The organism is Streptomyces sp. NPDC029466, from assembly GCF_055574515.1.
Genome location: NZ_JBVHZH010000012.1, coordinates 59,488 through 85,823 on the forward strand (window position 1 = coordinate 59,488; position 26,336 = coordinate 85,823).

The 26,336-nt window shown below is 71.8% G+C and carries 19 protein-coding genes and 2 riboswitches; of the genes, 14 read left to right on the plus strand and 5 right to left on the minus strand.

Features of this window, described 5'->3' with window-relative positions; genetic code table 11:
* Positions 1-122: 122 nt before the first annotated feature.
* The 4 genes from ACZ4XD_RS12470 to gcvT all read right to left on the minus strand — a co-directional run bounded on the left by ACZ4XD_RS12470 (position 123) and on the right by gcvT (position 4,993).
* A complete protein-coding gene (locus tag ACZ4XD_RS12470) occupies positions 123-1,508 on the minus strand; it encodes an L-serine ammonia-lyase (protein WP_468041194.1) in 1,386 nt (461 codons plus the stop codon).
* 469 nt (positions 1,509-1,977) lie between these two features.
* Positions 1,978-3,237 carry a serine hydroxymethyltransferase gene (gene glyA / locus ACZ4XD_RS12475; RefSeq protein ID WP_042149005.1) on the minus strand — a complete coding sequence of 420 codons (1,260 nt, stop codon included), beginning with the start codon at positions 3,235-3,237 and terminating at the stop codon, positions 1,978-1,980.
* A gap of 126 nt (positions 3,238-3,363) precedes the next feature.
* Positions 3,364-3,741: a glycine cleavage system protein GcvH gene (gene gcvH / locus ACZ4XD_RS12480; RefSeq protein ID WP_042149008.1), complete on the minus strand. Its 378-nt coding sequence runs from the start codon at positions 3,739-3,741 to the stop codon at positions 3,364-3,366.
* Positions 3,742-3,865: 124 nt separating this feature from the next.
* Positions 3,866-4,993, minus strand: coding sequence for a glycine cleavage system aminomethyltransferase GcvT (gene gcvT / locus ACZ4XD_RS12485; RefSeq protein ID WP_468041197.1), 1,128 nt, complete (start codon positions 4,991-4,993; stop codon positions 3,866-3,868).
* Between the two features lie 33 nt (positions 4,994-5,026).
* A riboswitch (glycine riboswitch) is annotated at positions 5,027-5,145 on the minus strand.
* A riboswitch (glycine riboswitch) is annotated at positions 5,146-5,241 on the minus strand.
* Between the two features lie 259 nt (positions 5,242-5,500).
* On the opposite strand from gcvT, the gene ACZ4XD_RS12490 reads away from it, so the two are divergent.
* From ACZ4XD_RS12490 to ACZ4XD_RS12530, 9 genes are all read left to right on the plus strand, one after another.
* The gene (locus ACZ4XD_RS12490; RefSeq protein WP_468041199.1) at positions 5,501-6,187 is read left to right on the plus strand and encodes an AAA family ATPase; all 687 of its coding nucleotides are present in this window, start codon (positions 5,501-5,503) and stop codon (positions 6,185-6,187) included.
* A gap of 90 nt (positions 6,188-6,277) precedes the next feature.
* Positions 6,278-7,084 carry an enhanced serine sensitivity protein SseB gene (locus ACZ4XD_RS12495; RefSeq protein WP_468041201.1) on the plus strand — a complete coding sequence of 269 codons (807 nt, stop codon included), beginning with the start codon at positions 6,278-6,280 and terminating at the stop codon, positions 7,082-7,084.
* A gap of 73 nt (positions 7,085-7,157) precedes the next feature.
* Complete coding sequence (locus ACZ4XD_RS12500) at positions 7,158-7,949, plus strand: enhanced serine sensitivity protein SseB C-terminal domain-containing protein (protein WP_468041203.1); 792 nt, start codon at positions 7,158-7,160, stop codon at positions 7,947-7,949.
* Positions 7,950-8,333: 384 nt separating this feature from the next.
* Positions 8,334-9,332 carry an ABC transporter permease gene (locus tag ACZ4XD_RS12505; protein WP_468041205.1) on the plus strand — a complete coding sequence of 333 codons (999 nt, stop codon included), beginning with the start codon at positions 8,334-8,336 and terminating at the stop codon, positions 9,330-9,332.
* 126 nt (positions 9,333-9,458) lie between these two features.
* Positions 9,459-11,210 carry an ABC transporter substrate-binding protein gene (locus tag ACZ4XD_RS12510; protein ID WP_468041207.1) on the plus strand — a complete coding sequence of 584 codons (1,752 nt, stop codon included), beginning with the start codon at positions 9,459-9,461 and terminating at the stop codon, positions 11,208-11,210.
* Positions 11,211-11,288: 78 nt separating this feature from the next.
* The gene (locus ACZ4XD_RS12515) at positions 11,289-12,299 is read left to right on the plus strand and encodes an ABC transporter permease (protein WP_468041209.1); all 1,011 of its coding nucleotides are present in this window, start codon (positions 11,289-11,291) and stop codon (positions 12,297-12,299) included.
* Positions 12,296-13,450: an ABC transporter ATP-binding protein gene (locus ACZ4XD_RS12520; RefSeq protein ID WP_468041211.1), complete on the plus strand. Its 1,155-nt coding sequence runs from the start codon at positions 12,296-12,298 to the stop codon at positions 13,448-13,450. The genes ACZ4XD_RS12515 and ACZ4XD_RS12520 overlap by 4 nt, the downstream gene beginning before the upstream one ends.
* Positions 13,447-14,568 carry an ABC transporter ATP-binding protein gene (locus tag ACZ4XD_RS12525; protein ID WP_468041213.1) on the plus strand — a complete coding sequence of 374 codons (1,122 nt, stop codon included), beginning with the start codon at positions 13,447-13,449 and terminating at the stop codon, positions 14,566-14,568. The genes ACZ4XD_RS12520 and ACZ4XD_RS12525 overlap by 4 nt, the downstream gene beginning before the upstream one ends.
* Positions 14,569-14,666: 98 nt before the next feature.
* The gene (locus tag ACZ4XD_RS12530; protein WP_468041215.1) at positions 14,667-16,073 is read left to right on the plus strand and encodes a M1 family metallopeptidase; all 1,407 of its coding nucleotides are present in this window, start codon (positions 14,667-14,669) and stop codon (positions 16,071-16,073) included.
* A 14-nt stretch (positions 16,074-16,087) separates the two neighbouring features.
* On the opposite strand, the gene ACZ4XD_RS12535 is transcribed toward ACZ4XD_RS12530, so the two are convergent.
* Positions 16,088-16,723: a trimeric intracellular cation channel family protein gene (locus tag ACZ4XD_RS12535; RefSeq protein ID WP_468041217.1), complete on the minus strand. Its 636-nt coding sequence runs from the start codon at positions 16,721-16,723 to the stop codon at positions 16,088-16,090.
* 96 nt (positions 16,724-16,819) lie between these two features.
* Between ACZ4XD_RS12535 and ACZ4XD_RS12540 the strand changes: the two genes are divergently transcribed.
* From ACZ4XD_RS12540 to ACZ4XD_RS12560, 5 genes are all read left to right on the plus strand, one after another.
* Entirely contained in the window at positions 16,820-17,668 is an 849-nt protein-coding gene (locus ACZ4XD_RS12540) for a thioesterase family protein (RefSeq protein WP_468041219.1), read from the plus strand.
* Between the two features lie 122 nt (positions 17,669-17,790).
* Positions 17,791-18,255 (plus strand): CU044_2847 family protein, encoded by a 465-nt coding sequence (locus ACZ4XD_RS12545; protein ID WP_468041222.1) that lies wholly within the window; start codon positions 17,791-17,793, stop codon positions 18,253-18,255.
* Positions 18,252-20,429 carry a VMAP-C domain-containing protein gene (locus ACZ4XD_RS12550; protein ID WP_468041224.1) on the plus strand — a complete coding sequence of 726 codons (2,178 nt, stop codon included), beginning with the start codon at positions 18,252-18,254 and terminating at the stop codon, positions 20,427-20,429. The genes ACZ4XD_RS12545 and ACZ4XD_RS12550 overlap by 4 nt, the downstream gene beginning before the upstream one ends.
* 42 nt (positions 20,430-20,471) lie before the next feature.
* A complete protein-coding gene (locus ACZ4XD_RS12555; protein ID WP_468041226.1) occupies positions 20,472-21,485 on the plus strand; it encodes an AAA family ATPase in 1,014 nt (337 codons plus the stop codon).
* Positions 21,482-26,281 carry an SAV_2336 N-terminal domain-related protein gene (locus ACZ4XD_RS12560; protein WP_468041230.1) on the plus strand — a complete coding sequence of 1,600 codons (4,800 nt, stop codon included), beginning with the start codon at positions 21,482-21,484 and terminating at the stop codon, positions 26,279-26,281. The genes ACZ4XD_RS12555 and ACZ4XD_RS12560 overlap by 4 nt, the downstream gene beginning before the upstream one ends.
* Positions 26,282-26,336: the final 55 nt, after the last annotated feature.

Below are 26,336 nucleotides of genomic sequence, written 5' to 3' on the forward strand. Positions count from 1 at the left end.
ACCCCGCTCCCGGTCACCTGATACGCCTCGGGGCGCCGTGTCCGCTTCCGCACGGCGCCCCGATCCCGGGTGCCGGGCCAGGACACGGTCGTCGACGACGCGCGGCCGGGCCCGGCACCCTCTCAGCACTCGATGATGTTGACCGCCAGCCCGCCCCGCGCCGTCTCCTTGTACTTGACGCTCATGTCGGCGCCGGTGTCCTTCATGGTCTTGATGACCTTGTCGAGGGACACGTGGTGGCGGCCGTCGCCGCGCAGCGCCATCCGGGCGGCGGTGACGGCCTTGACGGCGGCCATGCCGTTGCGCTCGATGCACGGGATCTGGACGAGGCCGCCGACGGGGTCGCAGGTCAGGCCGAGGTTGTGCTCCATGCCGATCTCGGCGGCGTTCTCCACCTGCTCGGGGGACCCGCCGAGGACCTCGGCGAGGCCGCCGGCGGCCATCGAGCAGGCCGAGCCGACCTCGCCCTGGCAGCCGACCTCGGCGCCGGAGATGGAGGCGTTCTCCTTGAAGAGCATGCCGATGGCGCCGGCCGCGAGCAGGAAGCGGACGACACCCTCCTCGTCGGCGCCGGGCACGAAGTTGATGTAGTAGTGCAGAACGGCGGGGATGATGCCGGCCGCGCCGTTGGTGGGGGCGGTGACCACCCGGCCGCCGGCCGCGTTCTCCTCGTTCACGGCCATCGCGTAGAGCGTGGTCCACTCCATCGCGCGGGCGGTGGCGTCGCCTTCCGAGCGCAGCTGGCGGGCGGAGTGGGCGGCGCGGCGGCGGACCTTCAGCCCGCCGGGCAGGATGCCCTCGCGGCTCGTACCGCGGGTCACACAGGACTGCATGACCTGCCAGATCTCCAGCAGCCCGGCGCGGATCTCGTCCTCGGTGCGCCAGGCCTTCTCGTTCTCCAGCATGAGGGCGGAGATCGACAGACCGGTGTCCTGGGCCAGCCGCAGCAGCTCGTCGCCGGTGCGGAAGGGGTGGGTCAGGACGGTGTCGTCGGGCACGATCGGGTTCTCGCCGGCGACGGCGTCCTCGTCGACGACGAAGCCGCCGCCCACCGAGTAGTACGTCTTCTCCAGCAGGGGGGCGTCCGCGGCGTCGTAGGCGAAGAGCGTCATGCCGTTCGCGTGGTAGGGCAGCGCGCGGCGGCGGTGCAGGATCAGCTCGGTCGATTCATCGAAGTCGATCTCGTGGGCGCTGCCTATTTCGGCGCCCAGCAGGCGCAGCCGCTTGGTGGTGCGGATGCGCTCGACCTCGTCGTCGGCGGATTCGACATCGACGGTGCGGGGGGAGTGGCCTTCGAGGCCGAGGAGGACGGCCTTGGGGGTGCCGTGGCCGTGGCCGGTGGCGCCGAGCGAGCCGAAGAGCTCGGCGCGGACGCGGACCGTCTGGGAGAGCAGGCCGTCCTTCTTGAGGCGTCCGACGAACATCCGGGCGGCGCGCATCGGGCCGACGGTGTGGGAGCTGGAGGGGCCGATGCCGATGGAGAAGAGGTCGAAGACGGAGATGGCCACGGGGGCGGACTCCCTTGTCTGCTCGTGGTGGACGGTGGAGCTATGGGGCAGGAGGGGGTGTTTCTGCGCCGTTTGTCGAGCGTAACGCGGACGCGGCGCAGCGCCGTCGGACGGAAACCCTCGGGCGCCCGTCGTCAGGGGTAACAGTGGGTGTCGGGGTGGATACGGAACCGGAGGCCGGCCGTGTGGGGGCCGGGCCGTCGGGGGCCCGGTGGCCGCGTGGGCGGCGGTCCGGCGTCCGGAAGCGAGTGCGGGCCGGGGCCCGCTGGACCGGTGCTGTGGCGGGGCTGTCGCCGTCCGCCGGGCCGGCACGGTGTGCCGCAGGTCTCACCGGGAACCGCCGGGACCTGCGGGAGGGGAGGAGCCGGGCCGGTGGCCGTGAGCCCGGGGCGGTCGGCCCCGGGCTCACGCTCCGTGGCCCGTCGCCCGCCGGATGGCGGCGGGGCGGGGGTTCAGCGGAGGTGACGGGTCACAGCGACGGGTAGAGCGGGAACTTGTCCGCGAGCGCGGTGACCCGGGCCTTGAGGGCGTCGGCGTCGTAGCTGGGCTTGAGGGCCTCGGCGATGATGTCGGCGACCTCGCGGAAGTCCTCGGCCTGGAAGCCACGGGTGGCCAGGGCCGGGGTGCCGATGCGCAGGCCGGAGGTGACCATCGGCGGGCGGGGGTCGTTCGGGATGGCGTTGCGGTTGACCGTGATGCCGACCTCGTGGAGGCGGTCCTCGGCCTGCTGGCCGTCCAGCTCGGAGTCGCGCAGGTCGACCAGGACGAGGTGGACGTCGGTGCCGCCGGACAGGACCGAGACGCCGTGCTGCTTGACGTCGTCCTGCACCAGGCGCTCGGCCAGGATGCGGGCGCCGTCCAGGGTGCGCTGCTGGCGCTCCTTGAAGTCGTCGGAGGCGGCGACCTTGAAGGAGACGGCCTTGGCGGCGATCACGTGCTCCAGGGGCCCGCCCTGCTGGCCCGGGAAGACCGCGGAGTTGATCTTCTTGGCGAGCTCCTGGGTGGAGAGGATCACACCGCCGCGGGGGCCGCCGAGGGTCTTGTGGGTGGTGGTGGTGACCACGTGGGCGTGCGGCACGGGGGAGGGGTGCAGGCCCGCCGCCACCAGACCGGCGAAGTGCGCCATGTCGACCATCAGGTAGGCGCCGACCTCGTCCGCGATCCGGCGGAAGGCGGCGAAGTCGAGCTGGCGGGGGTAGGCGGACCAGCCGGCCACGATCAGCTTGGGGCGGTGCTCCTTGGCGAGGCGCTCGACCTCCTCCATGTCGACCAGGTTGGTCTTCTCGTCGACGTGGTACGGCACCACGTTGTAGAGCTTGCCGCTGAAGTTGATCTTCATGCCGTGGGTCAGGTGCCCGCCGTGGGCGAGGTTGAGACCCAGGATGGTGTCGCCCGGCTTGATCAGCGCGAACATGGCCGCGGCGTTGGCCTGGGCGCCCGAGTGCGGCTGGACGTTGGCGGCCTCGGCACCGAAGAGCGCCTTGATGCGGTCGATGGCGATCTGCTCGACCACGTCGACGTGCTCACAGCCGCCGTAGTAGCGGCGGCCGGGGTAGCCCTCGGCGTACTTGTTGGTGAGGACGGAGCCCTGGGCCTCCATGACGGCGACCGGAGCGAAGTTCTCCGACGCGATCATTTCGAGGGTGGACTGCTGGCGGTGGAGCTCGGCGTCGACGGCGGCGGCGACGTCGGGGTCGAGCTCATGGAGGGAGCTGTTGAGAAGCGACATGAGTGTTCCTGGGGAGTCAGGGGCGCGAGGGGCCTTACCGGACGGGGTCCGGGGGAGCTTCCGCGCGGGCGGTGGCGGTCGGGGCTCCCGTCCGGGCAGGCCCGGGAGCGGGGGAGAGCCGGGGGCTCAGCTCTGGATGAAGGCGGCGTACTCGTCGGCCGAGAGCAGGTCGCCCGGCTCGCCGCTGATCTTCACCTTGAACAGCCAACCGCCCTCGAACGGGGCGGAGTTCACCAGCGAGGGGTCGTTGACGACATCCTCGTTGATCTCGGCGATCTCACCGTCGACGGGCGAGTAGAGGTCGCTGACCGACTTCGTCGACTCCAGCTCACCGCAGGTCTCGCCCGCCGCGACCGTGGAGCCGACCTCAGGGAGCTGTACGTAGACGACGTCGCCGAGCGCGTTGGCCGCGTGCTCGGTGATGCCGACCGTCGAGACGCCGTCCTCGGCGCCCGACAGCCACTCGTGCTCCTTGCTGTAGCGCAGCTGCTGGGGGTTGCTCATGGCTCGATTCTCCTGTACGCGAGGGTGTGATCGTGAAGGGGGGCACCACCCGGACGAAGTCCGGGGGAACGTCTTGCGCGGTGAGACGCGCGGGCGCGCGCCGCCGCCTGCCGTGGAGGAACGGTTACTTCTGCCGCTTGTAGAACGGCAGCGCGGTGACCTCGTACGGCTCATGGCTTCCACGGATGTCCACGCAGACACCCTCCGTGCCCGCGGTGGCGTAGGCCGCGTCGACATAGGCGATGGCGATCGGCTTGCCGAGCGTGGGGGACGGGGCCCCGGAGGTGACCTCGCCGATGACCGTGCCGTCGGCCGTGACGACCGGGTATCCGGCCCGCGGCACCCGGCGGCCCTGGGCGATCAGCCCGACCAGCTTGCGCGGCGGCCGGGTCTCGGCGCGCTCGGCGGCCTCGGCCAGGGCCTCGCGGCCCACGAAGTCCCCGCCGTTGGTGGTCTTCTCGAACTTCACGACCCGGCCCAGGCCCGCGTCGAACGGCGTCGTCGCGGTGGTCAGCTCGTGCCCGTAGAGCGGCATGCCCGCCTCCAGGCGCAGGGTGTCCCGGCAGGACAGCCCGCAGGGCACCAGACCGGCGTCCTTGCCCGCCTCGGTCAGCGCCTCCCAGAGGGCGACCGCGTCGGCCGGCCGGACGAACAGCTCGAAGCCGTCCTCACCGGTGTAGCCGGTACGGGCGATCAGCGCCTGCACCCCGGCGACCGTGCCGGGCAGCCCCGCGTAGTACTTCAGACCGTCCAGATCGGCGTCCGTCAGCTTCTTGAGGATGCCGGGGGACTCCGGGCCCTGCACCGCGAGCAGTGCGTAGGCGTCCCGGTCGTCGCGGATCGCGGCGTCGAAGCCGCCCGCCCGAGCGGTGAGCGCGTCCAGCACCACCTGGGCGTTGGAGGCGTTGGCGACGACCATGTACTCCTGGTCGGCGAGGCGGTAGACGATCAGGTCGTCGAGGATGCCGCCCTTGTCCTCGCAGATCATGGTGTAGCGGGCGCGGCCCGTCTTGACGCCGCCGATGTTGCCGACCAGCGCGTAGTCGAGCAGGTCGGCGGCCTGCGGCCCGGTGACGGTGATCTCACCCATGTGGGAGAGGTCGAAGAGTCCGGCGCGGGTACGGACGGCGACATGCTCGTCCCGCTCGCTGCTGTAGCGCAGCGGCATGTCCCAGCCGGCGAAGTCGGTCATGGTCGCGCCGAGCGCGCGATGGGTGGCATCCAGCGCGGTACGGCGGGGGGCATCAGTCATGGTTCTGGGCTCCCAGGCAGGGGTGACAAGACGTTCTCCCCATCTGTCATCGGAACCTGAGAGGTTCACCGGTATCCCGCGAACGGACCCGGTTTGCACCTTGGGTGGAGCCGCCCCCGTCAGCCGGGCAGCGGCTCGCTTTTCAGATCTGCCTCGCCCGTGCGGTATAGGGGCCTGAGAGATTCAAGGGAGGACTTGCTCCTTCGGCGCCCCGCCGTGGCGGCCGGGGACTCTCCCGCGCGGGTTCAAGCGGCCGGTATGCAGTTGGCGGTGCACAGGTGAGCTGTGATGTGCACGTGGCGGCCACATCATTGCACGGGATCGCCGGATAAAGGAGCCCCCGCCGCCGCCCCGCCCACGACGTGGGCAGATCGGACAATCACCTTGATGGGCATTACCTTTTCTTGACACTCTGCGGGTAGGGGACGGACGCGAACCGGACCAGAACGGGCGGGGAGGGCGATCACGGTGCACAGCGAAGCGGCATTCGGGGCGACTTCAGGGGTCGTGCCCCCGGACGTCGTGCCGACGGCGCCGTCCGCCGCCATGTCCCGGCCCGGCCGTGCGCGGCGGGCCGTCATCCGGCCCGGACGCCGCACCGCGGTCGTGGACCTGCGGGGCGAGCGGCGCCCGCCCGGCGCCACCGAGCTGCGGTTCCCGGCCGGCGACCTGGTGGTGGTCTCCGGCCTGCCGGGCAGCGGCAAGAGCACCCTGATGCATCGGGTCGTGCCGTCGCTGGACGGGCACGGCGCCGTCGTGCACCGCATCGATTCCCAGGACGTCCGCGAGCGCTGGGAGCACGGCAGGCTGCGCCGGCTGCCGTACGGGCTCTACCGCCCGCTGGTCCGGGCCGCCCACTATCTGACCCTGGGTCGGGCGCTGCGCTCCGGCGCCAGTGTGGTGGTGCACGACTGCGGGACGCTGGCGTGGGTGCGCCGCTGGATCGCGCGCGCGGCCCGGCGCGGCGGCCGCGGGGCGCATCTGGTGCTGCTCGATGTGGCGCCCGAGGTGGCGCTTTCCGGTCAGGAGTCACGGGGCCGCGGGGTGTCGGGGTACGCCTTCGCCCGGCACCGCGGGGCGGTGGGCCGGCTGGTCGGCGCCGCGGAATCGTCCCGGCTGCCGAAGGGCTTCCATTCCGCCGTCCTCCTCGACCGGCGGGCGGCGAGCGCGCTGGAGACCCTCGCCTTCCACTGATGCGCCCGGGCACGCCCCCGCACACCACATCGCGCGCCTTCTCGTCTAGGGTCTTTGGCCAGATGGCGCGGTTTGGAACGGGTGGGACGAATGACATTTCCGGAGCAGGGGATACCGCAGCTGGCATGGCCGGCGAACGAGCTCGAAGAGGTGCTGTCCGCGTCGGTCGGACACCCGGGCGCCGGCGGCCGGATCGTCGAGGTCCTCGGCCGTAGCCGGCTGTGGGTGCCGCTGCCCGAGGGCGGCGGCCCGGAGAGCGCGGGTCCCGGCGCCCGCGGCCTCGATCTGCCCACCGTCGAGCTCGACGGGGCGCACTACGTCCCGGTCTACAGCTCCGAACAGGAATTCCTGCGGGTGATCGGCTCGCATATGTCCTTCACCGTCGCCCCGGCCCGGGAGTTCGCCCGCGGTCTGCCGCCGCAGATCGGCATCGCGGTCAACCCCGACGGCACGGTCGGTGTCCCGCTGCCGCCGCCCGCGGTGGCCGAACTGTGCCGGGAGCGGCGGCCGGGGCACCCGGAGTTCGAGGGGCTGCCGAGCGGCGGCCGGGTACGGCTCTTCGAGCCGGACTGGCAGGACGAGCCGGTGGACTTCCTGGCCTCCGCCGGGCTGGAGTTCTCCGGCGCCGGAATTGTCCTGACTGCCCGGCGTGCCCTGGCAAGCGTCGAGGGCGACACGCCCGCGCTGTTCGTCGGTGTTCAGGTCGCGGCGGATGCCACCGCGCTGCACGACGGCACCGCCCGCGAGACGGTACTGTCAGCCCTCGGACGTGCGCTCGGCGCAGTACCGCTGCCCTGGCCCGTACAACTCGTGATGCTCGACCTCGCCCAGGGCGACCCGGTCGCCGACTGGATGCTGGAGCGGGTGCGGCCCTTCTACTCCCGGGACCACCCGTAGGGCAAGCCCTAAGCTGGTTGGATGACAGGCGGGCGCACCCTCACGTGCCCTGCGGAGAGAAGGGACGGACCACGTGAGCGCGGGTGCGCATCAGGGGCCGGCGGCGGCCGGGCAGCTGGAGCAGCTGCTCCAGCAGGTCTCGCCCGGACGTTACGACGCCTATGAGGCGCTGCTGCAATCGCTCGCCGCGGGCCAGGTCTGGATGCTGCTCTGGCAGGGGCGGGCCGGTATGCCCGACGCGCAGTACGGAAACATGGAGGTCGAGGGCCTCGGTTATGCGCCGTGTGTGACCTCGGCGCCCGAGCTCGCCGCGTCCGGCTGGAACCGTGACCACGAGGTGGTCACCGGTACCGAAATCGCCGCCGCGCTCTTCCCCGACCGCTGGGGCCTGTGGCTGAATCCGCATGCTCCCGGCGGCGGCGTCGGCATCCCCTGGCTGGATCTGCGCCGTATCGCCGGCGGCCTCGACCGGCTGCCCGCCGGGCCGCTGCGGATCTCGGAGCCGGTGATCGACATCCCGCAGTTCTACGCGCTGCTGGCCCAGAACGCGCACCGGACGCCCGCCGTCCGGTCGCTGCGCCGGGCGTGGGTGCAGCCCGCGCTGGGCGCCCCGTATCTGGCGATCGGTCTGGATCTGTACGACACCGGCCAACCAGCGGTGGATTCGGTGCGGTTGATGATCCAGCAGTCGATCGGCGCGGTTCCGGACGGTCTGCCCGTCTCCACGGTCGCGATGAACGACGAGTACGACCCCGTCGGCATGTGGATGCGGGCCTCCACGCGCCCCTTCTTCGACCGTGACGGCTACGTCCAGCCGCAGGCCCCCGCGCCCTCCTACGGCTACGGCTACCCGCGTCCGTACTGACGCCCGGCGCGCCAGTCCCGGCGCCGGGCTTGGGGTGAATTCATCCCAAGCGCCCCGCAGTTGAGCCCCCTTCTCACGGGTATACACACCGCTCAGCCTGAACTTTCGTCCGTATAACGGAATGTCGCGGACCACATCACAGTTACGCATCCTTTCCCCTTCAGGGCTGGTGACTGATCGCGAATCGGATGAAGACTCCGGCAGCAGAGGGCCGTCGGGCCTTTGTACGAGCGTCATCCGAGAACGGCGTCGCGCACCTTTTGAATTTCCATAAAACGCGAACTTCCGCGATGCCTGCATGACTTGCACCAGTGATGTGAAGAAGGCCGCTACCGCGGCGGGGCAGGGGCCGGCCACTGTCGGCCGAGAGGGGTCAAAGGCACCGTGACCGCACCGATCGAGACCACCGGAGCAGCTGCTGAGGCGCAGCCGGAAGCGGTGCTGAAAGGCGTGGAAGGAAAGCGGATCGAGGGGCGCTCGCTCGGTCAGATCGCCTGGCTGCGCTTCCGGCGGGACAAGGTCGCGGTGGCCGGTGCCATCGTTGTCATCCTGCTCATCGCCCTCGCCGCGCTCTCCCGCCCGATCCAGGCGCTGCTGGGGCTGGACCCCAACAACCCCAACCAGTCGCTGATCGACCCCAACACCACGCTCCCCAAGGGTGACTTCGGCGGGATGAGCGGGGACCACCCCCTGGGTGTGGACCCGAAGTTCGGCCGCGATCTGCTCGCCCGGATCCTGGAGGGCTCCTGGGTGTCGCTGATCGTGGCGTTCGGCGCGACCCTGCTGTCGGTCGCCATCGGCACCGTTCTCGGTGTGGTCGCGGGCTTCTACCGCGGGCGGGTGGACGCCTTCATCAGCCGGATGATGGACGTCTTCCTGGCCTTCCCGCTGCTGCTGTTCGCCATCGCGATCTCCGCCTCGCTCCAGGGCGGCGCCTTCGGCCTGGAGGGCCTGCCGCTGCACATCTCGGTGCTGATCTTCGTGATCGGCTTCTTCAACTGGCCGTACATGGGGCGGATCGTGCGCGCGCAGACGCTGTCGCTGCGCGAGCGGGAGTTCGTGGACGCCGCCCGCGGCATGGGGGCACGCGGTCCGTTCATCCTCTTCCGTGAGCTGCTGCCCAACCTGGTGGGTCCGATCATCGTCTACTCGACGCTGCTGATCCCCTCCAACATCCTCTTCGAGGCGGCGCTGAGCTTCCTGGGCGTCGGTATCCAACCGCCCCAGGCGTCCTGGGGCGGCATGCTCAACCAGGCGGTCAAGTACTACGAGGTCGACCCTCAGTACATGATCGTCCCCGGCCTCGCGATCTTCGTCACCGTGCTGGCGTTCAACCTGCTCGGTGACGGTCTGAGGGACGCGCTGGATCCGCGCAGCCGCTGATGGCCGTGCCTGGCACCCGCTCAGAAGTCTCACCAGCGTTTTTCGCAGTTCTGCAGTTCTGACGTACCGAGGTACCCACGTACCGACGTACGGACGTTTCTCGACGAACGAAGGGGACACCGACCAATGCGAAGGTCAGTTCCGGTCGCGGCTGTCGCGGCCATCACCAGTGCGGGCCTTTTGCTGGCCGGCTGCAGCGGGGGCAAGGGCTCCTCGGAAGGCTCGGGCGAGGCGAACGCCGCCACCAAGGGCATCGTCAACGCCTCGGACGCGAAGGGCGGCACGGTCACCTACGCGATCAGCGACGCCCCCGAGTCGTTCGACCCGGGCAACACGTACTACGCCTTCATCTACAACTTCAGCCGGCTCTACGCACGCCCGCTCACCACCTTCAAGCCGGGCCCCGGCCCCAAGGGCAACGAGCTGGTCCCGGACCTCGCCGAGTCGATGGGCAAGCCCAGCGACGGCGGCAAGACCTGGACGTACAAGATCCGCAAGGGCGTCAAGTACGACGACGGCTCCACGGTGACCTCGCAGGACGTCAAGTACGCCGTCGAGCGCAGCAACTTCGCGCGCGACACCCTCTCGCTGGGCCCGAACTACTTCCAGCAGTTCCTCAAGGACAACGACGGCGGCTACAAGGGTCCCTACAAGGACAAGAGCAAGGCCGGTCTGAAGTCCATCGAGACGCCGGACGAGCAGACGGTCGTCTTCCACCTGAAGAAGCCGTTCGCCGAGTTCGACTACCTGGTGAGCGCCCCGCAGACCGCTCCGGTCCCGCAGGCCAAGGACAAGGGCGCCGACTACACCAAGTCCGTGCTGTCCACCGGCTCGTACAAGTTCGAGAGCTACGAAGAGGGCAAGAAGCTCACCCTGGTCCGCAACCCGCAGTGGTCCGCGAAGACCGACCCGCTGCGCAAGCAGCTGCCGGACAAGATCGTCCTGAATCTGAAGGTCGCCCAGTCGACGATCGACAAGGACCTCAAGTCCGGTAACACCCTGGTGGACCTGGCCGGCCGTGGTGTCGACGGGCAGACGCAGGCCCAGCTCCTGACCGACCCCAAGGAGAAGGCCAACACCGACAACACGCTCGGTCAGCGGCTGGTCTACACGGCGCTCAACACCAAGGTGAAGCCGTTCGACAACATCGAGTGCCGCAAGGCCGTCCAGTACGCCATCGACAAGAAGGCCGTACAGACCTCGCTCGGCGGTCCGATACGCGGTGAGCTGGCCTCCACGGTCCTGCCGACCGACATCGACGGCTACCAGAAGTACGACCTGTACCCGCAGAAGTACGCCGGCGACAAGCTGGATCTGACCGAGGCCAAGAAGCACTGGGACAAGTGCGGCGCCGGTAAGGCCACGACCACGATCCTGGCCCGCAACGACCGCCAGGACGAGGTCGACGCGGCCACCACGGTCATCGACTCGCTCAAGAAGATCGGTGTCACCGCCAAGATCCAGTCCTACCCGACCAGCAAGTACTTCTCGGACTACGCCGGTGTGCCGAAGTTCAACAAGAAGAACAACGTCGGCCTGATCATGATGCAGTGGGGCTCGGACTTCCCGACCGGCTACGGCTACCTCCAGCAGATCCTCAACGGCAAGGCGATCAGCCAGTCCGGTAACACCAACCTGTCGGAGCTGGACGACCCGGAGATCAACAAGCTGCTCGACAGCGCCATCGCCAACACCGACAAGGCGGCCCGCGAGAAGGCGTACGCCGAGATCGACAAGAAGACGATGGAGCAGGCGGCGATCGTTCCGCTCACCTACTTCAAGGTCCTGATGTACCGCTCGCCCAAGGCCACCAACCTGGTGTCCACCTCGGCCTTCAGCGGTCAGTACGACTACCTCAACATCGGCGTCAAGAAGTAGCAGCCCTGGAAGGCAGGTGAAGGCATTGGTGTCCGCGGGCCGGTTCCGGCCGGCCCGCGGCGCCGACGCCGCATCCCCGTGTTCTCGTACATCATCCGCAGGTTGATCAGCGCAGTGGTGCTGCTGCTGATCGTCAGCGCGGTCACCTTCGGCATCTTCTTCCTGTTGCCGAAGCTGGCCGGGCAGAGCACCGACCAGCTTGCCCAGCAGTACATCGGAAAGGCCCCCACTCCCGCGGACATCGCCGCGGTGAAGAAGAATCTCGGCCTGGACAAGCCCGTGTACGAGCAGTACTGGGATTTCCTCAAGGGCATTTTCGTCGGCGTCGACTACAAATTCGGTCCGGAAGCGGCCAAGTGCCATGTGCCGTGCTTCGGTTACTCCTTCAAAACGCATATCGAGGTCTGGCCGGAGATCCAGTCCCGGCTTCCGGTGACCCTCTCGCTGGCCGCCGGTGCGGCCGTGCTGTGGCTCGTCTCCGGTGTCGCCACCGGTGTGCTCTCCGCGCTGCGCCCCGGCTCGCTCTTCGACCGGATGGCGATGGGCGTCGCACTGGCCGGCGTCTCCCTCCCGATGTTCTTCACCGGCGCGCTGGCGCTGGCCCTGTTCACCTACCAGTGGCCGATCTTCGAACGCAGCGACTACGTACCGCTGCTGGAGGATCCGTTCCTGTGGGCCCGGACCCTGGTCCTGCCCTGGGTCACCCTGTCCTTCCTCTACTCCGCGCTCTACGCCCGGCTCACCCGGGCCGGCATGCTGGAGACGCTGAGCGAGGACTACATCCGTACGGCCCGCGCCAAGGGCCTGCGGGAGCGCAAGGTGGTCGTCCGGCACGGTCTGCGGGCCGCGCTCACCCCGATCATCACGGTCTTCGGCATGGACCTGGGCCTGCTGCTCGGTGGTGCGCTGATCACCGAACAGGTCTTCTCCCTCCAGGGAGTCGGTGCCTTCGCGGTCCAGTCGATCACCGCCAACGACCTGCCGAACATTCTCGGCGTCACCTTGCTCGCCGCGTTCTTCATCGTCCTGTGCAATCTGGTGGTGGACGTTCTGTACGCCGCCGTCGACCCGCGGGTGAGGCTCTCGTGACCGACTCCTCCGAGGACAAGACCGAGACCGCGGCGGCCGGGTCCGCCGCGGCCACCACCGGGGAAGCACCGCGGAAGGCGGCCTTCCTCCAGGTGAAGGACCTCAAGGTGCACTTCCGCACCGACGACGGGCTGGTGAAGTCCGTCGACGGCCTGAACTTCAGCCTGGAGAAGGGCAGGACGCTCGGTATCGTCGGCGAGTCCGGCTCCGGCAAGTCCGTCACCTCGCTCGCCGTGATGGGCCTGCACCGCGCCTCCCGCCAGCAGCGCAGCAAGGTGGACATGTCCGGCGAGATCTGGCTGGACGGCAAGGAGCTGGTCTCCGCCGATCCGGACGAGGTGCGCCGGCTGCGCGGCCGCGAGATGGCGATGATCTTCCAGGATCCGCTCTCCGCGCTGCACCCCTTCTACTCGGTCGGCAACCAGATCATGGAGGCCTACCGCGTCCACCACGACGTGGACAAGAAGACCGCGCGCAAGCGGGCCGTCGAGATGCTCGACCGGGTCGGCATCCCGCAGCCCGACAAGCGGGTCGACGACCATCCGCACCAGTTCTCCGGCGGTATGCGCCAGCGCGCCATGATCGCGATGGCGCTGGTGAACAACCCCGAGCTGCTGATCGCGGACGAGCCGACCACCGCACTGGACGTCACCGTCCAGGCGCAGATCCTGGACCTGATCCGCGATCTGCAGAAGGAGTTCGGCTCGGCGGTCATCATCATCACCCACGACCTCGGCGTGGTCGCCGAGCTCGCCGACGATCTGCTGGTGATGTACGGCGGACGGTGCGTCGAGCGCGGCCCGGCCGAGAAGGTCTTCTACGAGCCCCGGCACCCCTACACCTGGGGACTGCTCGGGTCCATGCCGCGCATCGACCGTGACCAGACGGACCGGCTGATCCCGGTCAAGGGCTCGCCGCCCAGCCTGATCAACGTCCCGTCCGGCTGTGCCTTCAACCCCCGCTGCCCGTACGCGGATGTGCCGAAGGACAACCTCACCCGTACGGTCCGCCCCGAGCTGCGCGAGGCCGGCAGTGGGGGCACCCCCGCCAATGGGGGCGTAGCCGACGGGGGAGGGCACTCCTCCGCCTGCCATATGTCGCAGGAGGAGCGGGAGCGTATCTGGACCGAAGAGATTGCGCCGAAGCTGTGACCGAGACGACTGACGACCAGAACAAGAAGATCCCGCTCCAGAAGGGGGCCTCCACGGAGGCCCCGGCCGACGCCGCGCCGCTGCTGAAGGTCCGCGGTCTGGTCCGGCACTTCCCGATCACCAAGGGCCTGCTCAAGCGGCAGGTCGGCGCGGTGCAGGCGGTCGACGGCATCGACTTCGACGTACGGCCCGGGGAGACCCTCGGCGTCGTCGGCGAGTCCGGCTGCGGCAAGTCGACGATGGGCCGGCTGATCACCCGGCTCGACGAACCGACCGGCGGCTCCATCGAGTTCCAGGGCCAGGACATCACCCATCTGTCCCCGGGCCGGCTGCGGCCGATGCGCCGGGACGTACAGATGATCTTCCAGGATCCGTACGGCTCGCTGAACCCGCGGCACACCATCGGCGGGATCGTCTCCACCCCCTTCCGTCTCCAGGGCGTCGAGCCCGAGGGCGGGGTGAAGAAGGAGGTGCAGCGGCTGCTGGAGCTGGTGGGCCTGAGCCCGGAGCACTACAACCGCTATCCGCACGAGTTCTCCGGCGGCCAGCGGCAGCGCATCGGCATCGCCCGGGCGCTGGCGCTCAAGCCCAAGCTGGTGGTCGCCGACGAGCCGGTCTCCGCGCTGGACGTGTCGATCCAGGCCCAGGTCGTCAACCTCATGGACGACCTCCAGGAGGAGCTGGGCCTGACGTACGTGATCATCGCCCACGACCTCTCGGTCATCCGGCATGTGTCGGACCGGATCGCGGTGATGTACCTCGGCAAGATCGTGGAACTGGCCGACCGCAAAGCCCTGTACGAGTCGCCGATGCACCCGTACACCAAGGCGCTGCTGTCCGCCGTCCCGGTGCCCGATCCCAAGCGGCGCACCCAGCGCGACCGGATCCTGCTCACGGGCGATGTGCCCTCGCCGATCAACCCGCCGTCCGGCTGCCGGTTCCGTACCCGCTGCTGGAAGGCGACCGAGGTGTGTGCCACCACCGAGCCGCCGCTGGTCGCGCTGCGGACCGGTCACCAGGTGGCCTGCCACCACCCCGAGAACGCGCCCGACCCGGCGCCGGCCGCCGGTGCGTCCGGCGGGGGCGGCGGGACCGGCCAGGAGCCAACTGGTAAGTAACACCGAGGAATTGGCAAAGTCCCGGGCAAAGCGGCACGGGAGGGTGCAGAGTCAGCGCGGTTGTTCTTCATCCGTTCGTGTGTCCGAAAGGACGGCTCATGGCACTCTCCCGTTCTGCGCGTCGCACCTCCCGCTGGCTCGCCCTGGCCACCGCCGTGGCCTCGGCCGCCTCCATCGCCGCTGCTCCCGGCGCGTCCCCCGGCGCCCCCGGCGTCGGTGACCCGTACTTCCCCGCCCTGGGCAACGGCGGTTTCGATGCCCTGCACTACGACCTCGGGGTCAGCTACCAGCCCGGCAGCGGCCGGCTCGACGGCCGGACCACGCTCACCGCCCGTGCCACCAAGAACCTCTCCGCCTTCAACCTCGATCTGCAGAAGCTGACGGTCGACAGCGTCCGGGTGAACGGACGTCGGGCCCACTTCGGCAGATCCGGCGACGAGATAACCGTCCGTCCCGGCTTCCCGCTGCGCCACGGCACGAAGTTCACCGTCACCGTCGCCTACCACGGCGTCCCCAAGCCGCTGAGCGGCCCGATCGTCTTCGGCTCCGACTACGGCTGGATGAAGACCAAGGACGGGGTCTTCGTCGCCTGCGAGCCGAACGCCGCCTCGACCTGGTTCCCCTCCAGCGACCACCCGGGCGACAAGGCGACCTACGACATCCGCATCGACGCCCCCAAGGGGCTGACCGGGGTCTCCAACGGGCGGCTGGTCGCCACCCGGGAGGCGCACGGCCGCTCGTACGCCCACTGGCGCGAGAGCCGGCCGATGGCGACCTACCTCGCCACCGCCACCATCGGGAAGTTCGACGTCCGTACGGGTACCACGCCAGGTGGCACGCCCATCTACGTCGCCACCGACCCCACCCTGCCCACCGGCCAGGTCGACATCTACGGCATCACCGCGGAGGCCACCGACTACTGGTCGAAGGTCTTCGGGCCGTACCCCTTCGAGGTGACCGGGGCGATCGTCGACGACATGCCGCAGGCCGGCTTCTCCCTGGAGGTGCAGTCCAAGCCGGTCTACTCGGCGGTGCGCAGCGAGTCGACCATCGTCCATGAGCTGGCGCACCAGTGGTTCGGCGACTCGGTCTCGGTGAAGCGGTGGCAGAACATCTGGCTCAACGAGGGCTTCGCCACGTACGCGCAGTGGCTGTGGGCCGAGCACCGCGGCACCCGCAGCGCCCATGACGCGCTCCGCGCGCAGTACGCCGGCATCCCGGCCGACAACGCCTTCTGGAAGGTGAAGGTCGCCGATCCGCAGCGGGACACCATGTTCGCGGGCGCGGTCTACGTCCGGGGCGCGATGACGCTCCAGGTGCTGCGGGAGCGGATCGGCGACAAGGCGTTCTTCGAGCTGCTGCCGGCCTGGACCGCCCGCCACCGCTACGGCAACGCGGAGACCTCCCAGTTCATCGCCCTCGCCGAGAAAATCTCCGGGCAGCAGCTGGACGACCTCTTCGACGCCTGGCTGACCACGGACAGCAAGCCGGCGCTGCCCGAGTAGGCCGGGCGCTGCGGTCAGCCGGCGTCCGGCCCGCCGCCCCGGGGGCGCAGCTGCTGCGGCCGCGGCAGATGCAGCCCGAGGTAGACCGCCCCCATCCGCAGTCCGAAGACCACCCCCGCCGAGATCGCGGCGGCGGGGGTGGCTCCGGTGCCGAGGTGGTCCAGCAGCAGGTAGCAGCAGGCGCCGGCCAGCGCGGCGATCGCGTAGACGTCCTCCCGCAGCAACAGCGGCGGGAACTCCCCGCACAGCACATCGCGGACGACCTCACCGGTGACTCCGGTCAGCACCGCCAGGATGATCACGGCGAGCGGGGTGGCGCCCGCGCCGATCGCGGCGCGCGCCCCGATCACCGTGACCACGGACAGTCCAATCGCGTCGACCACCAGCAGCGATTTGTGCGGCAGCTGCCAGAAGCGCAGATAGATCATGGTGCCCACGCCGACGCAGATGATCACGGTCAGCAGTACCCAGTCGTGCGTCCAGTACAGCGGCTGCCGGTCGAGGATGAGATCGCGCAGCGTGCCGCCGGAGATGGACGCGGCGAAGGCGAGCACCAGCCCGCCGAAGGGGTCCATGTTGGCGCGATAGGCGGCCAGCACCCCACTCGCCGCGAAGGCCGCGACACCCGCCAGGTAGAGGACGTGAAGCATGGCGCACATCATCGCAGGCGTGGAAGGAGTGGTTCCGCCCGAGGCCGTAAAAACTGACACTACCGGTCGGTAACCATCCCGTGTAGCGTGCAACCCATGGCTCTGGCGACCCACCGCACCAGCGAGTTCGACCGCGACACGGCGGTCACCCGCCGCGCACCCGGCGTCTATGACGCCCACCTCTCCGCCGGCTGGACGATCATCCAGGCGGTCAACGGCGGCTACCTCCTCGCCCTCATGGGCCGCGCCCTGGGCGACGCCCTCCCGCACCCCGACCCGATGTCGGTCACCGCGCACTACCTCACGGCCTCGGTCCCCGGCCCCGCGGTGATCCGCACCGAAGTGGTCCGCACCGGCCGCACGATGTCGACCGGCACCGCCACCCTCGTCCAGTTCGCGGAGGACGGCAGCGAGGTCGAGCGGCTGCGGGTGCTCGCCGCGTACGGCGACCTCGGCGCGCTGCCCGACGACGTCCGCACCACCGCCAAACCCCCGGCCATCCCGCCGTACGAGCACTGCCTGGGTACGGACAGTGCACCCGGCGGCCGCCCCGCGATCCCCGGCAGCACCGCCATCGCCGAGCGGCTCGCCCTCCGGCTGGACCCGGCGACCGCGGGCTGGGCCGTCGGCGCCCCCTCCGGCAAGGGCGAGATGCGCGCCTGGTTCGGCCTGGCCGACGGCCGCGAACCCGACCCGCTCTCCCTCCTGCTGACCGTCGACGCGCTGCCGCCCACCGCCTTCGAGATGGGCCTGTCCGGCTGGGTCCCCACCGTCGAACTGACCGCCCACATCCGCTGCCGCCCCGCCCCCGGCCCGCTGCGGGTCGCCATCACCACCCGCAACCTCGCCGGCGGCTTCCTGGAGGAGGACGCCGAGGTCTGGGACTCTGAGGACCGACTCGTCGCCCAGTCCCGGCAGTTGGCGCGCGCGGTGCTCCAGGGCTAGCGCGGCGATGCCCCTTCCCTGCCCTTTCCGTGCCCTTTTCGCAGGTGACTGTGGGTGCGGTGGCGGAAAAAGGGTGGGAAAGTGCGGGCGGTGGCCCGGCGGCTCATGTCAGACTGACCGGCATGGGGGATGTGGCTCTCAGAATCGATGAGGCGACCGTCGTGTGGCTGCGGGCCGAGGAGCCGGCCGCCACCGGCCGTCCGGGCACTCACGAACACTCCGGCGCACAACCGCCGTCCGGCGACGGACGGCAGCAGTCCGGCACCGACGGCGAGCTGGAGCTGCCCGAGGAGTTCGGCTCCGCCCAGCCGGTCAGCGTGGAGAGCCGGATGGGCCGGGCGCTGACCCGCGGCGGGGAGGCCCTCGAAGAGGCCCTGCGGCCGCTCGGCGGCGTCCTCGGCCAGATCCACCGCTCGATCGCCGCCGGCAGCCACCGGCCCGACGAGGTCACCGTGGAGTTCGGTGTCACCCTCGGCTCAGATCTGAGCCTCGGGGTGTTCGCCGGAAAGGGAGACGCGAGCTTCAAGGTCTCGGCCACCTGGAACCTCGGCCGGAGCGCGGGGGAACCCGGCGGGACGGCCCCGTGATCGCAGGCGCGGGCCCGGACACCCCGCTCCAGCAGTCCTTCGCCTCCGTACGCCACGGCGAGCACGCCATCGGCGCCGGGGTGCTGGTCGCCGAACGCCTCGTCCTGACCTGCGCCCATGTCGTCAACAGCGCGCTGGGCAGGGACCGTTTCGCCCAGCAGACCCCCGGCCCCGGCGACACCGTCACCCTCCGGCTGCCCCATGTCGCGGCCGGACGCGACCTGACCGCCCGGGTCTTACGGGAGATGTGGGTGCCGCCGCGGGCCTCGGCGGCCGGGAGCGCGCCCGTCGAGCCCGGCCGGGTGCCGTACCACGGCGATCTCGCCGTCCTGGAGCTGACCGGCGCCGCACCCGAGGGCGCCGAACCGGCCCCGTTCCTCCAGCACAACTACGCCAACGAGACCATCGCCTTATGGGCCAGCGGCAATCCGCTGCCCACGGTGCGCGCCGTGCCCCGGGTCTCCGCCCCGCCCTGGATCGCGCTGGACGTGCTCGGCGGCGCGCAGGTCACCGAGGGCTTCAGCGGCGGGCCGCTGTGGGACCGCGAGCGGCAGGCCGTCGTCGGCCTGGTGGCGGCCGTGCACCGGGCCCCGGAAGGGGCCGCCCCCGGGGCCCGGCCGACGACGATGTACGCCATCAGCGTCCCCGCCATCGAGGCCGAACTCCCCACCCTGCCGCCCTCGGCCGTGCCCACCGCCCGGCGCGGGGTCCAGCAGCTGCTCACCGCGCTGGAGCGGGTACTGAAGGGCCGCGAGGCGGTGCTCGCCTGTGAGGAGCGGCTCGCCGCCCGGCTCGGCAGGACCTCCGCCGGACCCGCCGCCGACCTGGAACGGCTGGTCGGCCTGGCGGCCGGCGTCCGCCGGGGCATCCCCGAACTCCTCGACCTGGTACGGGACCATGAGCCGCCGGTCGCCGACCCGTATGACCCGCACGCCCGGCCCGGCCTCTACGGTGCCCGCGAGGACTGGGAGCGCCTGCGCCGCGCCGCCCGTACGGTCCGCCCCGCCGAATACCTGACCACCCGCCAACGCCGCGACCTCTCCGGCCTGTTGACGCACTGCACCCGTACCGACCCCCGCGACCTCCTGGAACGCGTCCTGCCGCACGCCCCCGAGCTGCCCGCCGTCACCGGCCTGGCCGACGCGATGGACGCCCTGGAGGGCTTCAGCTCCACCACCGGGGCGCCGGTGCCCCCGCTGCTTCAGGGCGTGGTGCGGATCAGCGTCGACGAACGCGCGGCCGGGGCGTACCCGGCCGAGGACCTCGACGCCTGGGTCGAGCGGGTCGCCGCCCGGTCCGGGGTCGACGAAGCGGCGGTCTGCCAGTTCCGCGCCGATGTCACGGCCGCCGCGGCCCCGGTCCGCACCCCGGTCCCCGTCCGGCCGGCCACCGGCACCCCGGCGGCCCTGGCCCCCCGCGTCCAGGTGGAGCTGCTGCCCACCGCGACCGGACGCCGCTTCACGTACCAGATCTGGACCTGCGCCGACCGCCAGCCGCACCGGCTCGCGCTGGTCCGCGATGCCGAGGCGGGCAGTGAGCAGGTGGTCGACGACATCCGCCGGGTGCTGCGCACCGAGGTCCGGGAGGACCCGGAGACCGCCCTGGTGGAGTACTTCCTGCCGTCCGCCTGGCTCGGTCTGGACGTCGACTCCTGGGAATCGCCCGACAGCGACGAGGACGGGCCGTTCGCGCCCGGGATCACCCGGCGGGTGGTGGTGCGCACCACGGAGCGCTCCCGGGAGAGCTACGCCGGCTGGAAACAGCGCACCGCCGCCCTGCCGCACGCCAAACGCCTGGTCCTCGACCACCGGCACACCGACCGCAAGGTCGCCCGCGCACAACTGGAAGTACACCGCGACGCCGGTACGGTCATCGTGTGCTGCGAACCGCACCACCACGGCACGCTGTTGCGGCAGTGCGTCCAGGCGGGCGTGCACACCGTGCTGTGGCACCGCGCCGAACACGGCGAGCACATCGCCCAGGACCTGCTGGCCCTGGTCGACGGCACCGACCACGCCGAAGTCCCCGAAGCGGTGCGCCTGGAACGGGCCAGGGCGATGGCCGAGCCGGACCGCGACACCCACCACGGCCGCCGGCTGTCCCTGCTCTACGACGCGCCCGACCATCGGCCCCCACAACTCGCCCCGGACGCCTGGGTGCTGACGCAGCCCTGAGTGCCGGAGCGTGGATGCAGCAATGAACGAGGAGAAGGTGCGGTGACCGGACAGAGCGCAGCAGGCCCACACGACGACCCGGGGGCGGCGCCGGAGGACTGGTGGGTGTTCCGCGGCCCCGCCGAGCTGCCGGCCCCGCCGCCCTGGCGCCACCTGCCCGCCGGCCGCGGGGAGGCGCCCCGGGCGCCGTATCTCCTGGAGCGCAACGAGATCTCCGTCATCAACGCCGCCCTGCATCTGCACCGTCCGCTGCTGGTCACCGGCCGTCCCGGCGCCGGCAAGAGCTCGCTGGCCCGCGCGGTCGCCGAGGAACTCGGGCTCGGTGACGTCCTGCGCTGGTCGGTCAACAGCCGCTCCACGCTCCAGGACGCCCTCTACCGCTACGACGCGGTGGGCCGCCTCCGGGAGGCCTCGCTGCGCCGCGAGCGCGAGGCCCCGCGCGGCTCCGCGCGCCGCCCCCGGGTCCGGCGCGCCACCGGGGCCGGCGACATCGGCCAGTATCTGCGCCTCGGCCCGCTCGGCAGCGCCCTGGCGGCCGGCCGCCCCCGGGTCCTGCTCGTCGACGAACTCGACAAGGCCGATATCGACCTGCCCAACGACCTGCTGGTCGTACTGGAGGAGGGCGAGTTCGAGATCCCGGAGCTGGCCCGGCTGCCCGAGCACCAACAGGAGGTCCAGGTCCTGCTGAGCGGAAGCCGGGAGCGAGTCGCGGTCCACCGCGGCGTGGTCCGCTGCACCCACTTCCCGATCGTCGTCATGACCAGCAACGGCGAACGGGACTTCCCGCCCGCCTTCCTGCGCCGCTGCGTACGGCTGGATCTGCCGGAGCCGACCGGCGACCGGCTGCGGAAGATCATCGAACACAACCTGGGGGAGCGGGCGGTCGCCGCCGCTGAGGACCTCATCGAGGTCTTCCACCAGCGCGCGAAGACCCAGACCCTGGCCACCGATCAGCTGCTGGCCGCCGTCCATCTGCGCATCAGCGGCGCCGACCTCACCAAGGAAGAGCTCCTCGCCGCCGTGCTGCACCGCCTCGACGAGTCCATGTCGCCATGATCGACCGACTGCGACAGGCGATGTCGGCGGCCGGCTACGACCTCGGGGCCACCGAACTCCTCGATGTGCTGTGGCTGTCACAGGCGATGGAGGGGCGTACGGCGGCCGGAACGCCGGGGGATACGGGGGACACGGAGGAGTCGGGGGACTCGGTGGAGCGTGTGGGCGGGACGGGCAGCGGGGGCGCGAGCGGGGGCGGGGTCGAGGGGGCTGACGGGATCGGTGAGGCCGACGAGACGGACGGTCGGCCGAACGACGGGCCGCATGGGGAAGAGGTGGGGGGCGCGTCCGATGCGGCCGAGCCCACCGACGGCACCGCCCGCACCGATCACGCAGATCACGTAGATCACGCAGATCACGCAGATCATGCAGATCACGCAGATCATGCCGACCCCACCGACCTCACCGACCCCACCGACCCCCCGACCCGGGCCCTCCCGCCACGGCGCGCGCTGTATGCCATGGGGAGCCAGGGCGGGGAGCCGGGCGCGGACCGGGCCCGTACCGCGCGGGTCCCCGGCGGGCGGGCGCTGCCCGACGCCCAGCAACTGGGCCGGGCGCTGCGGCCGTTGCGCAGGTCCCGGGACCACCCGCACCGCACCGTCACCGATATCGAGGCCACCGTCCGGCTCGCCGCCGAGACCGGTTTCCTCGATGTCATCTCCCGCCCGGACCAGGAGCGGTGCTGGTCGGCCGTGCTGCTGGTGGACTGCTCGCCCTCCATGCAGGTGTGGGGCCCGCTCGCGTCCGAGCTGCGCGCGCTCCTCGCCCGGAGCACGGTCTTCCGTTCCGTCCATGTCCTGCCCGTCGATCCGCGGAATCCGAGCGGCCCGGCGGGTCGCCGGCGGTCCGCGGGCGCGGCGGTGACCTTCCTGCTGACCGACGGGACGAGCCCGGGGTGGCGCAGCCCGCAGGCTGTACGCGCCCTCGCCGCATGGGGCCGCCGCGGCCCGCTGGCCGTACTGAACCCGCTGCCCCGGCGGCTGTGGCGGGGCACCGCCCTGGACGCCCGCCCCCGGCTCCTGGCCGCACCGGGCGAGTTCGACCCCCTCGGCCGGCTCCTCGTCTGCGATGCGCTGAGCGGCGAGCGCGATCCGGAGGCGGACGGCCTCCTCGCGCTGCCCGTATTGCACCCGACCGCCTCCGCGCTGGAGCAGTGGGCCGGGCTGCTCACCCGCCCCGGAGTGCCCCATCTGATCGAAACGGTGCTGCTGGACGAGGCGCCCCCGGCGTCCGCCCGGCCCGCCGAACCCCAGGGCACGGCCGAGGAGTTGCTGTCCCATTTCCGGGGGGCGTTCTCGCCCGAGGCGTACCGTCTCGCCGTCCGCCTCTCGGCCATCCGTCCGCTGACCACACCGCTGATGCAGCTGGTGCGCGCCGCCACGATGCGGGACGCCGGGCCCACCCATGTCGCGGAGATCCTGCTCGGCGGCCTCCTGGAGCGCACCGACCAGGCACGGGACGCGGCCGCCGCCCACACCCTGGACCGTGCCCTGGGCGCGCCGCCGCCGGGCCAACTCGTCCAGCCCGTCTACGACTTCCGCCCCGGCGTACGGGAGCTGCTGTTCAGCGGGCTCGGCGCCGAACAGGCCGTGGAGGTCGTCGAGGCGGTAGGCCGGTCGCTGGAGCCGTACATGGGGCGGCTGCCGGACTTCCCGGTCCTGATGGGGGACGAGGAGGGGGAGTTGCGGCTACAGGCGTCGGCGCGGGCCTTCGCGGTGCTGGCCAGTCCGGTGCTGGAGCGGATGGGGGGTGTGGTGCCCGAGCTGACCGACCACCCGGTGCCCGCCCAGCGCCGCGCCGCGCCCCCGCCTCCACCGCCGCCGCGCTTCGGCGTCCTCGGCCCCGTCCGCGCCTGGCGCGGGGCGACGCCGCTCGCACTGGGCGGTCCGGAGGAGCGGGCGCTGCTGGCCGCCCTGTTGCTGCGCCCGGGGCACTCCGCCACCGCGACCGAGCTGATCCCCGGCCTCTGGGGCGCCCGGCCGCCCCGTAACGCCCTCTCGTCGCTGTACGCCCGCGCCAGCCGGCTGAACGCGGCGCTCGGCGCCGACGGCGGGGCGGGTACCGGCGTGGATCCCGGCCTGGATCCTGCTGCGGACCTCCTGGTCAGGGAGCAGGACGGGGGCTATGCCCTGCGCCGCCCCGACGGCAGCGCAGCCGTCCTCGACCTCGATCTCGACCGGGCCGAGCAGCTGATCGACCGGGCCCGCCGCGCCGAGGACCCGGCCGCGGCCCGTCAACTGTGCGATGAGGCACTGGCGTTGTGGGACGGTGCCTCACTCGCCGGGCTGCCGGGGCCGTTCGCCGCGGCCCAGCGGGCCCGGCTGGAGCGCTGGCGCAGCGACCTCGCGAACGGGCACCTCCGCCCCCTCGCCGAGGAGCCCGCACCCGATCCGGCCGGCCCACGGGCCGACGCGGTGGCCCTGCCGCCCGCACCGGAGCCGTTCGCCGGGCGCACCGAGCAGCTCTCCCGGCTGGCCGCCGGACTGACGCGGGGCACGAGCGACGCCCCGCCCTGCCGCTTCCTCCACGGGCCGGCAGGGGCGGGCAAGACGGCGCTCGCGCTGCGCGTCGCCCACGAGGTGGCGGACCACTTCCCGGACGGACAGCTGTTCCTGGATCTGCGCGGCAGCGCCGCGGCGGCAGAGGAGCGGGTCACACCGACCGGCGCCCTCGAAGCGCTGCTGCGCGCCCTGGGCGTGCCGGACGACCGCATCCCCCCGTGGCGCGACGGGCGGGCGGCCCTCTACCGCTCGCTGCTGGCCGAACGCCGCGTTCTCCTCGTGCTGGACGATGCCCCTGATGCCGACGGGACGGCGGGGGCCGACGCGGCGGCCTTCCTGGCGCCCCTGCTCCCCGGCCGCACCGGCGAGCCCGGAGGCCGGGGTGGCGCCGTCCTGGTCACCGGCCGCGGGCGCCCCTCGCTGCTCCCGCCCGCCGAGGCCCTCGAACTGGCCGCGCTGACCCCCGCCGAGGCGCGGGAGCTGTTCACCGACCCCGGCCCCGCGGCCCTCCGGTGGCTCGACGCGCAGCTCTCCCCGGCGGCGCGGCGGGCCTTCCGCCTCCTCGCCGTGGCGGACACCGCCGGGGCCTCGTCCGCCGGCCTCTCGTCCGGCGCCGCGGCCGCCCTGCTCGATCTCACGGCAGAGCGGAGCAACTCCCTCCTGGAGGAGCTGCGTTCGGCCGGCGCGCTCCACAGGACGGGCACCGGCCGCTATCGCTATACGGGCCAACTGCGGCGCCTCGCCTCCCGGTCCGCCGATCAGGAGCTGACGGAGGCGGCCCGCGACGAGGCCCTGGTCCGGCTGCTGACCTGGTATCTGGCCATGGGCCGGCAGGTGCACGCCCTCCGCTGCCCGGGCGACCGGATGCTCCACGACCTCGCCCGCGTCCCCTCCGACGGCCCCCGGCCCGCCACGAAGGACCGGGACCACGCCCTGACCCTCTGGGCCGAGGAGACCCCCGGGCTGCTCGCCCTCCTCCGCCGCGCCGCGCTCCGCACCCCGGGGATCGTCCGTCAGGCCGCCGATCTCCTGCTGCTCGCCCAGGTGACGGCGGACTCCGGCGTGCTCTCCGCCGCGTACGAGCCGGCCGCCCATACGGTGGCGGCGCGGGCGGCCCGGGACGGTGACGCACGGGCGGAAGGCCGGGCCCGGGTCGCGCTGGCCGAGGCATACCTCACGCTGGGCAAGTGCGCCGAGGCCGAGCCCGAGGCACGGCGCGCGGAGCAACTGGCCGACCGCTCCGGCGATCCCCTCACGCGGTTCCGCGCCCCGTATGCGCGCGGCCTCATCGCCCTCCACCAAGGCCGGCACGGCCTCGCGGAACGGCAGCTCACCGCGGCCTGGGAACGGTGCCGCCACCGCAACGACCAGCTGGCCGAGGCCGATACGCTCGCCGCGCTGGCCCGGCTGTGGGCGGCGACCGGCAACAGTGACGAAGCCGTGCTGTTCGCCGAACGGAGCGTGGGCGTCCACCGCCGGCGCGCCGACGGCTCCGCCCGCCTCGCCCACGGCCGCTACGCACTCTCCGAAGCACTGTCGGCGGCCGGCCGGCACGCCGAGGCGCTCCGCGAACTCTTCCAGGCACTGCCCCTCTTCGAGCAGGACCACCAGCGTCTGTGGGCGGGGCGCACCCGCTGCCGGACGGCCGAGGCGATGGTCGCCCTGATCCGCCCCGGCGAAGCGGTGACCGCCGCCGAGGACGCGGCAAAACGGCTGCTGGTGCCGGGCGGCGAGCGCTGGCGCGCCGACGCCCTGACCACACTGGGCCACGCCGAGACCGCCCTGGGCCGCAAACACAGCGCCCAGGCCCACTGGCGCGAAGCCCTCGCCATCCACGAGGAGTTCCGCGCCCCAGGTGCCGACACCCTCCGCACGCTGCTACGCGACAAGGAGGAAGCCCCGCCGGCCGCAGCCCGCCGCCCCGCCCCCTCCCGCACCGCCGCCCTCGCGCGCACCGGCACCACCCTCCGCGACCTGACCGCGGCCCTCCGCACCCTGACCGACCACCTACACCTCCAGCCCCCGGCCGACAATCCGGACAACCACCCCTCCACCCCGCCCACCCCCCTCCACACCCTCGAATTGCTCGAATCCCTCGACGCCCTCGACACCGAACTCACCACCACCCTCACCGACTTCACCCACACCCCCCGCCCCCCGCGCACCGACCTCCGCCGCCTCCGCACCACCCTGGAATCCCTGACCGCCCCGGAGGCCCTGCCGACGCCGTCGGCTGCCGTAGTTGAGGCGGCGGAGGTGGTTCGGGAGCTGGGGAGGCGGATGGCTCCGTAGGCAGGAGGGGCCGGCGGAAATCTGACCGCTGGTGTGCCCTCTGCTCGCCTTGCCC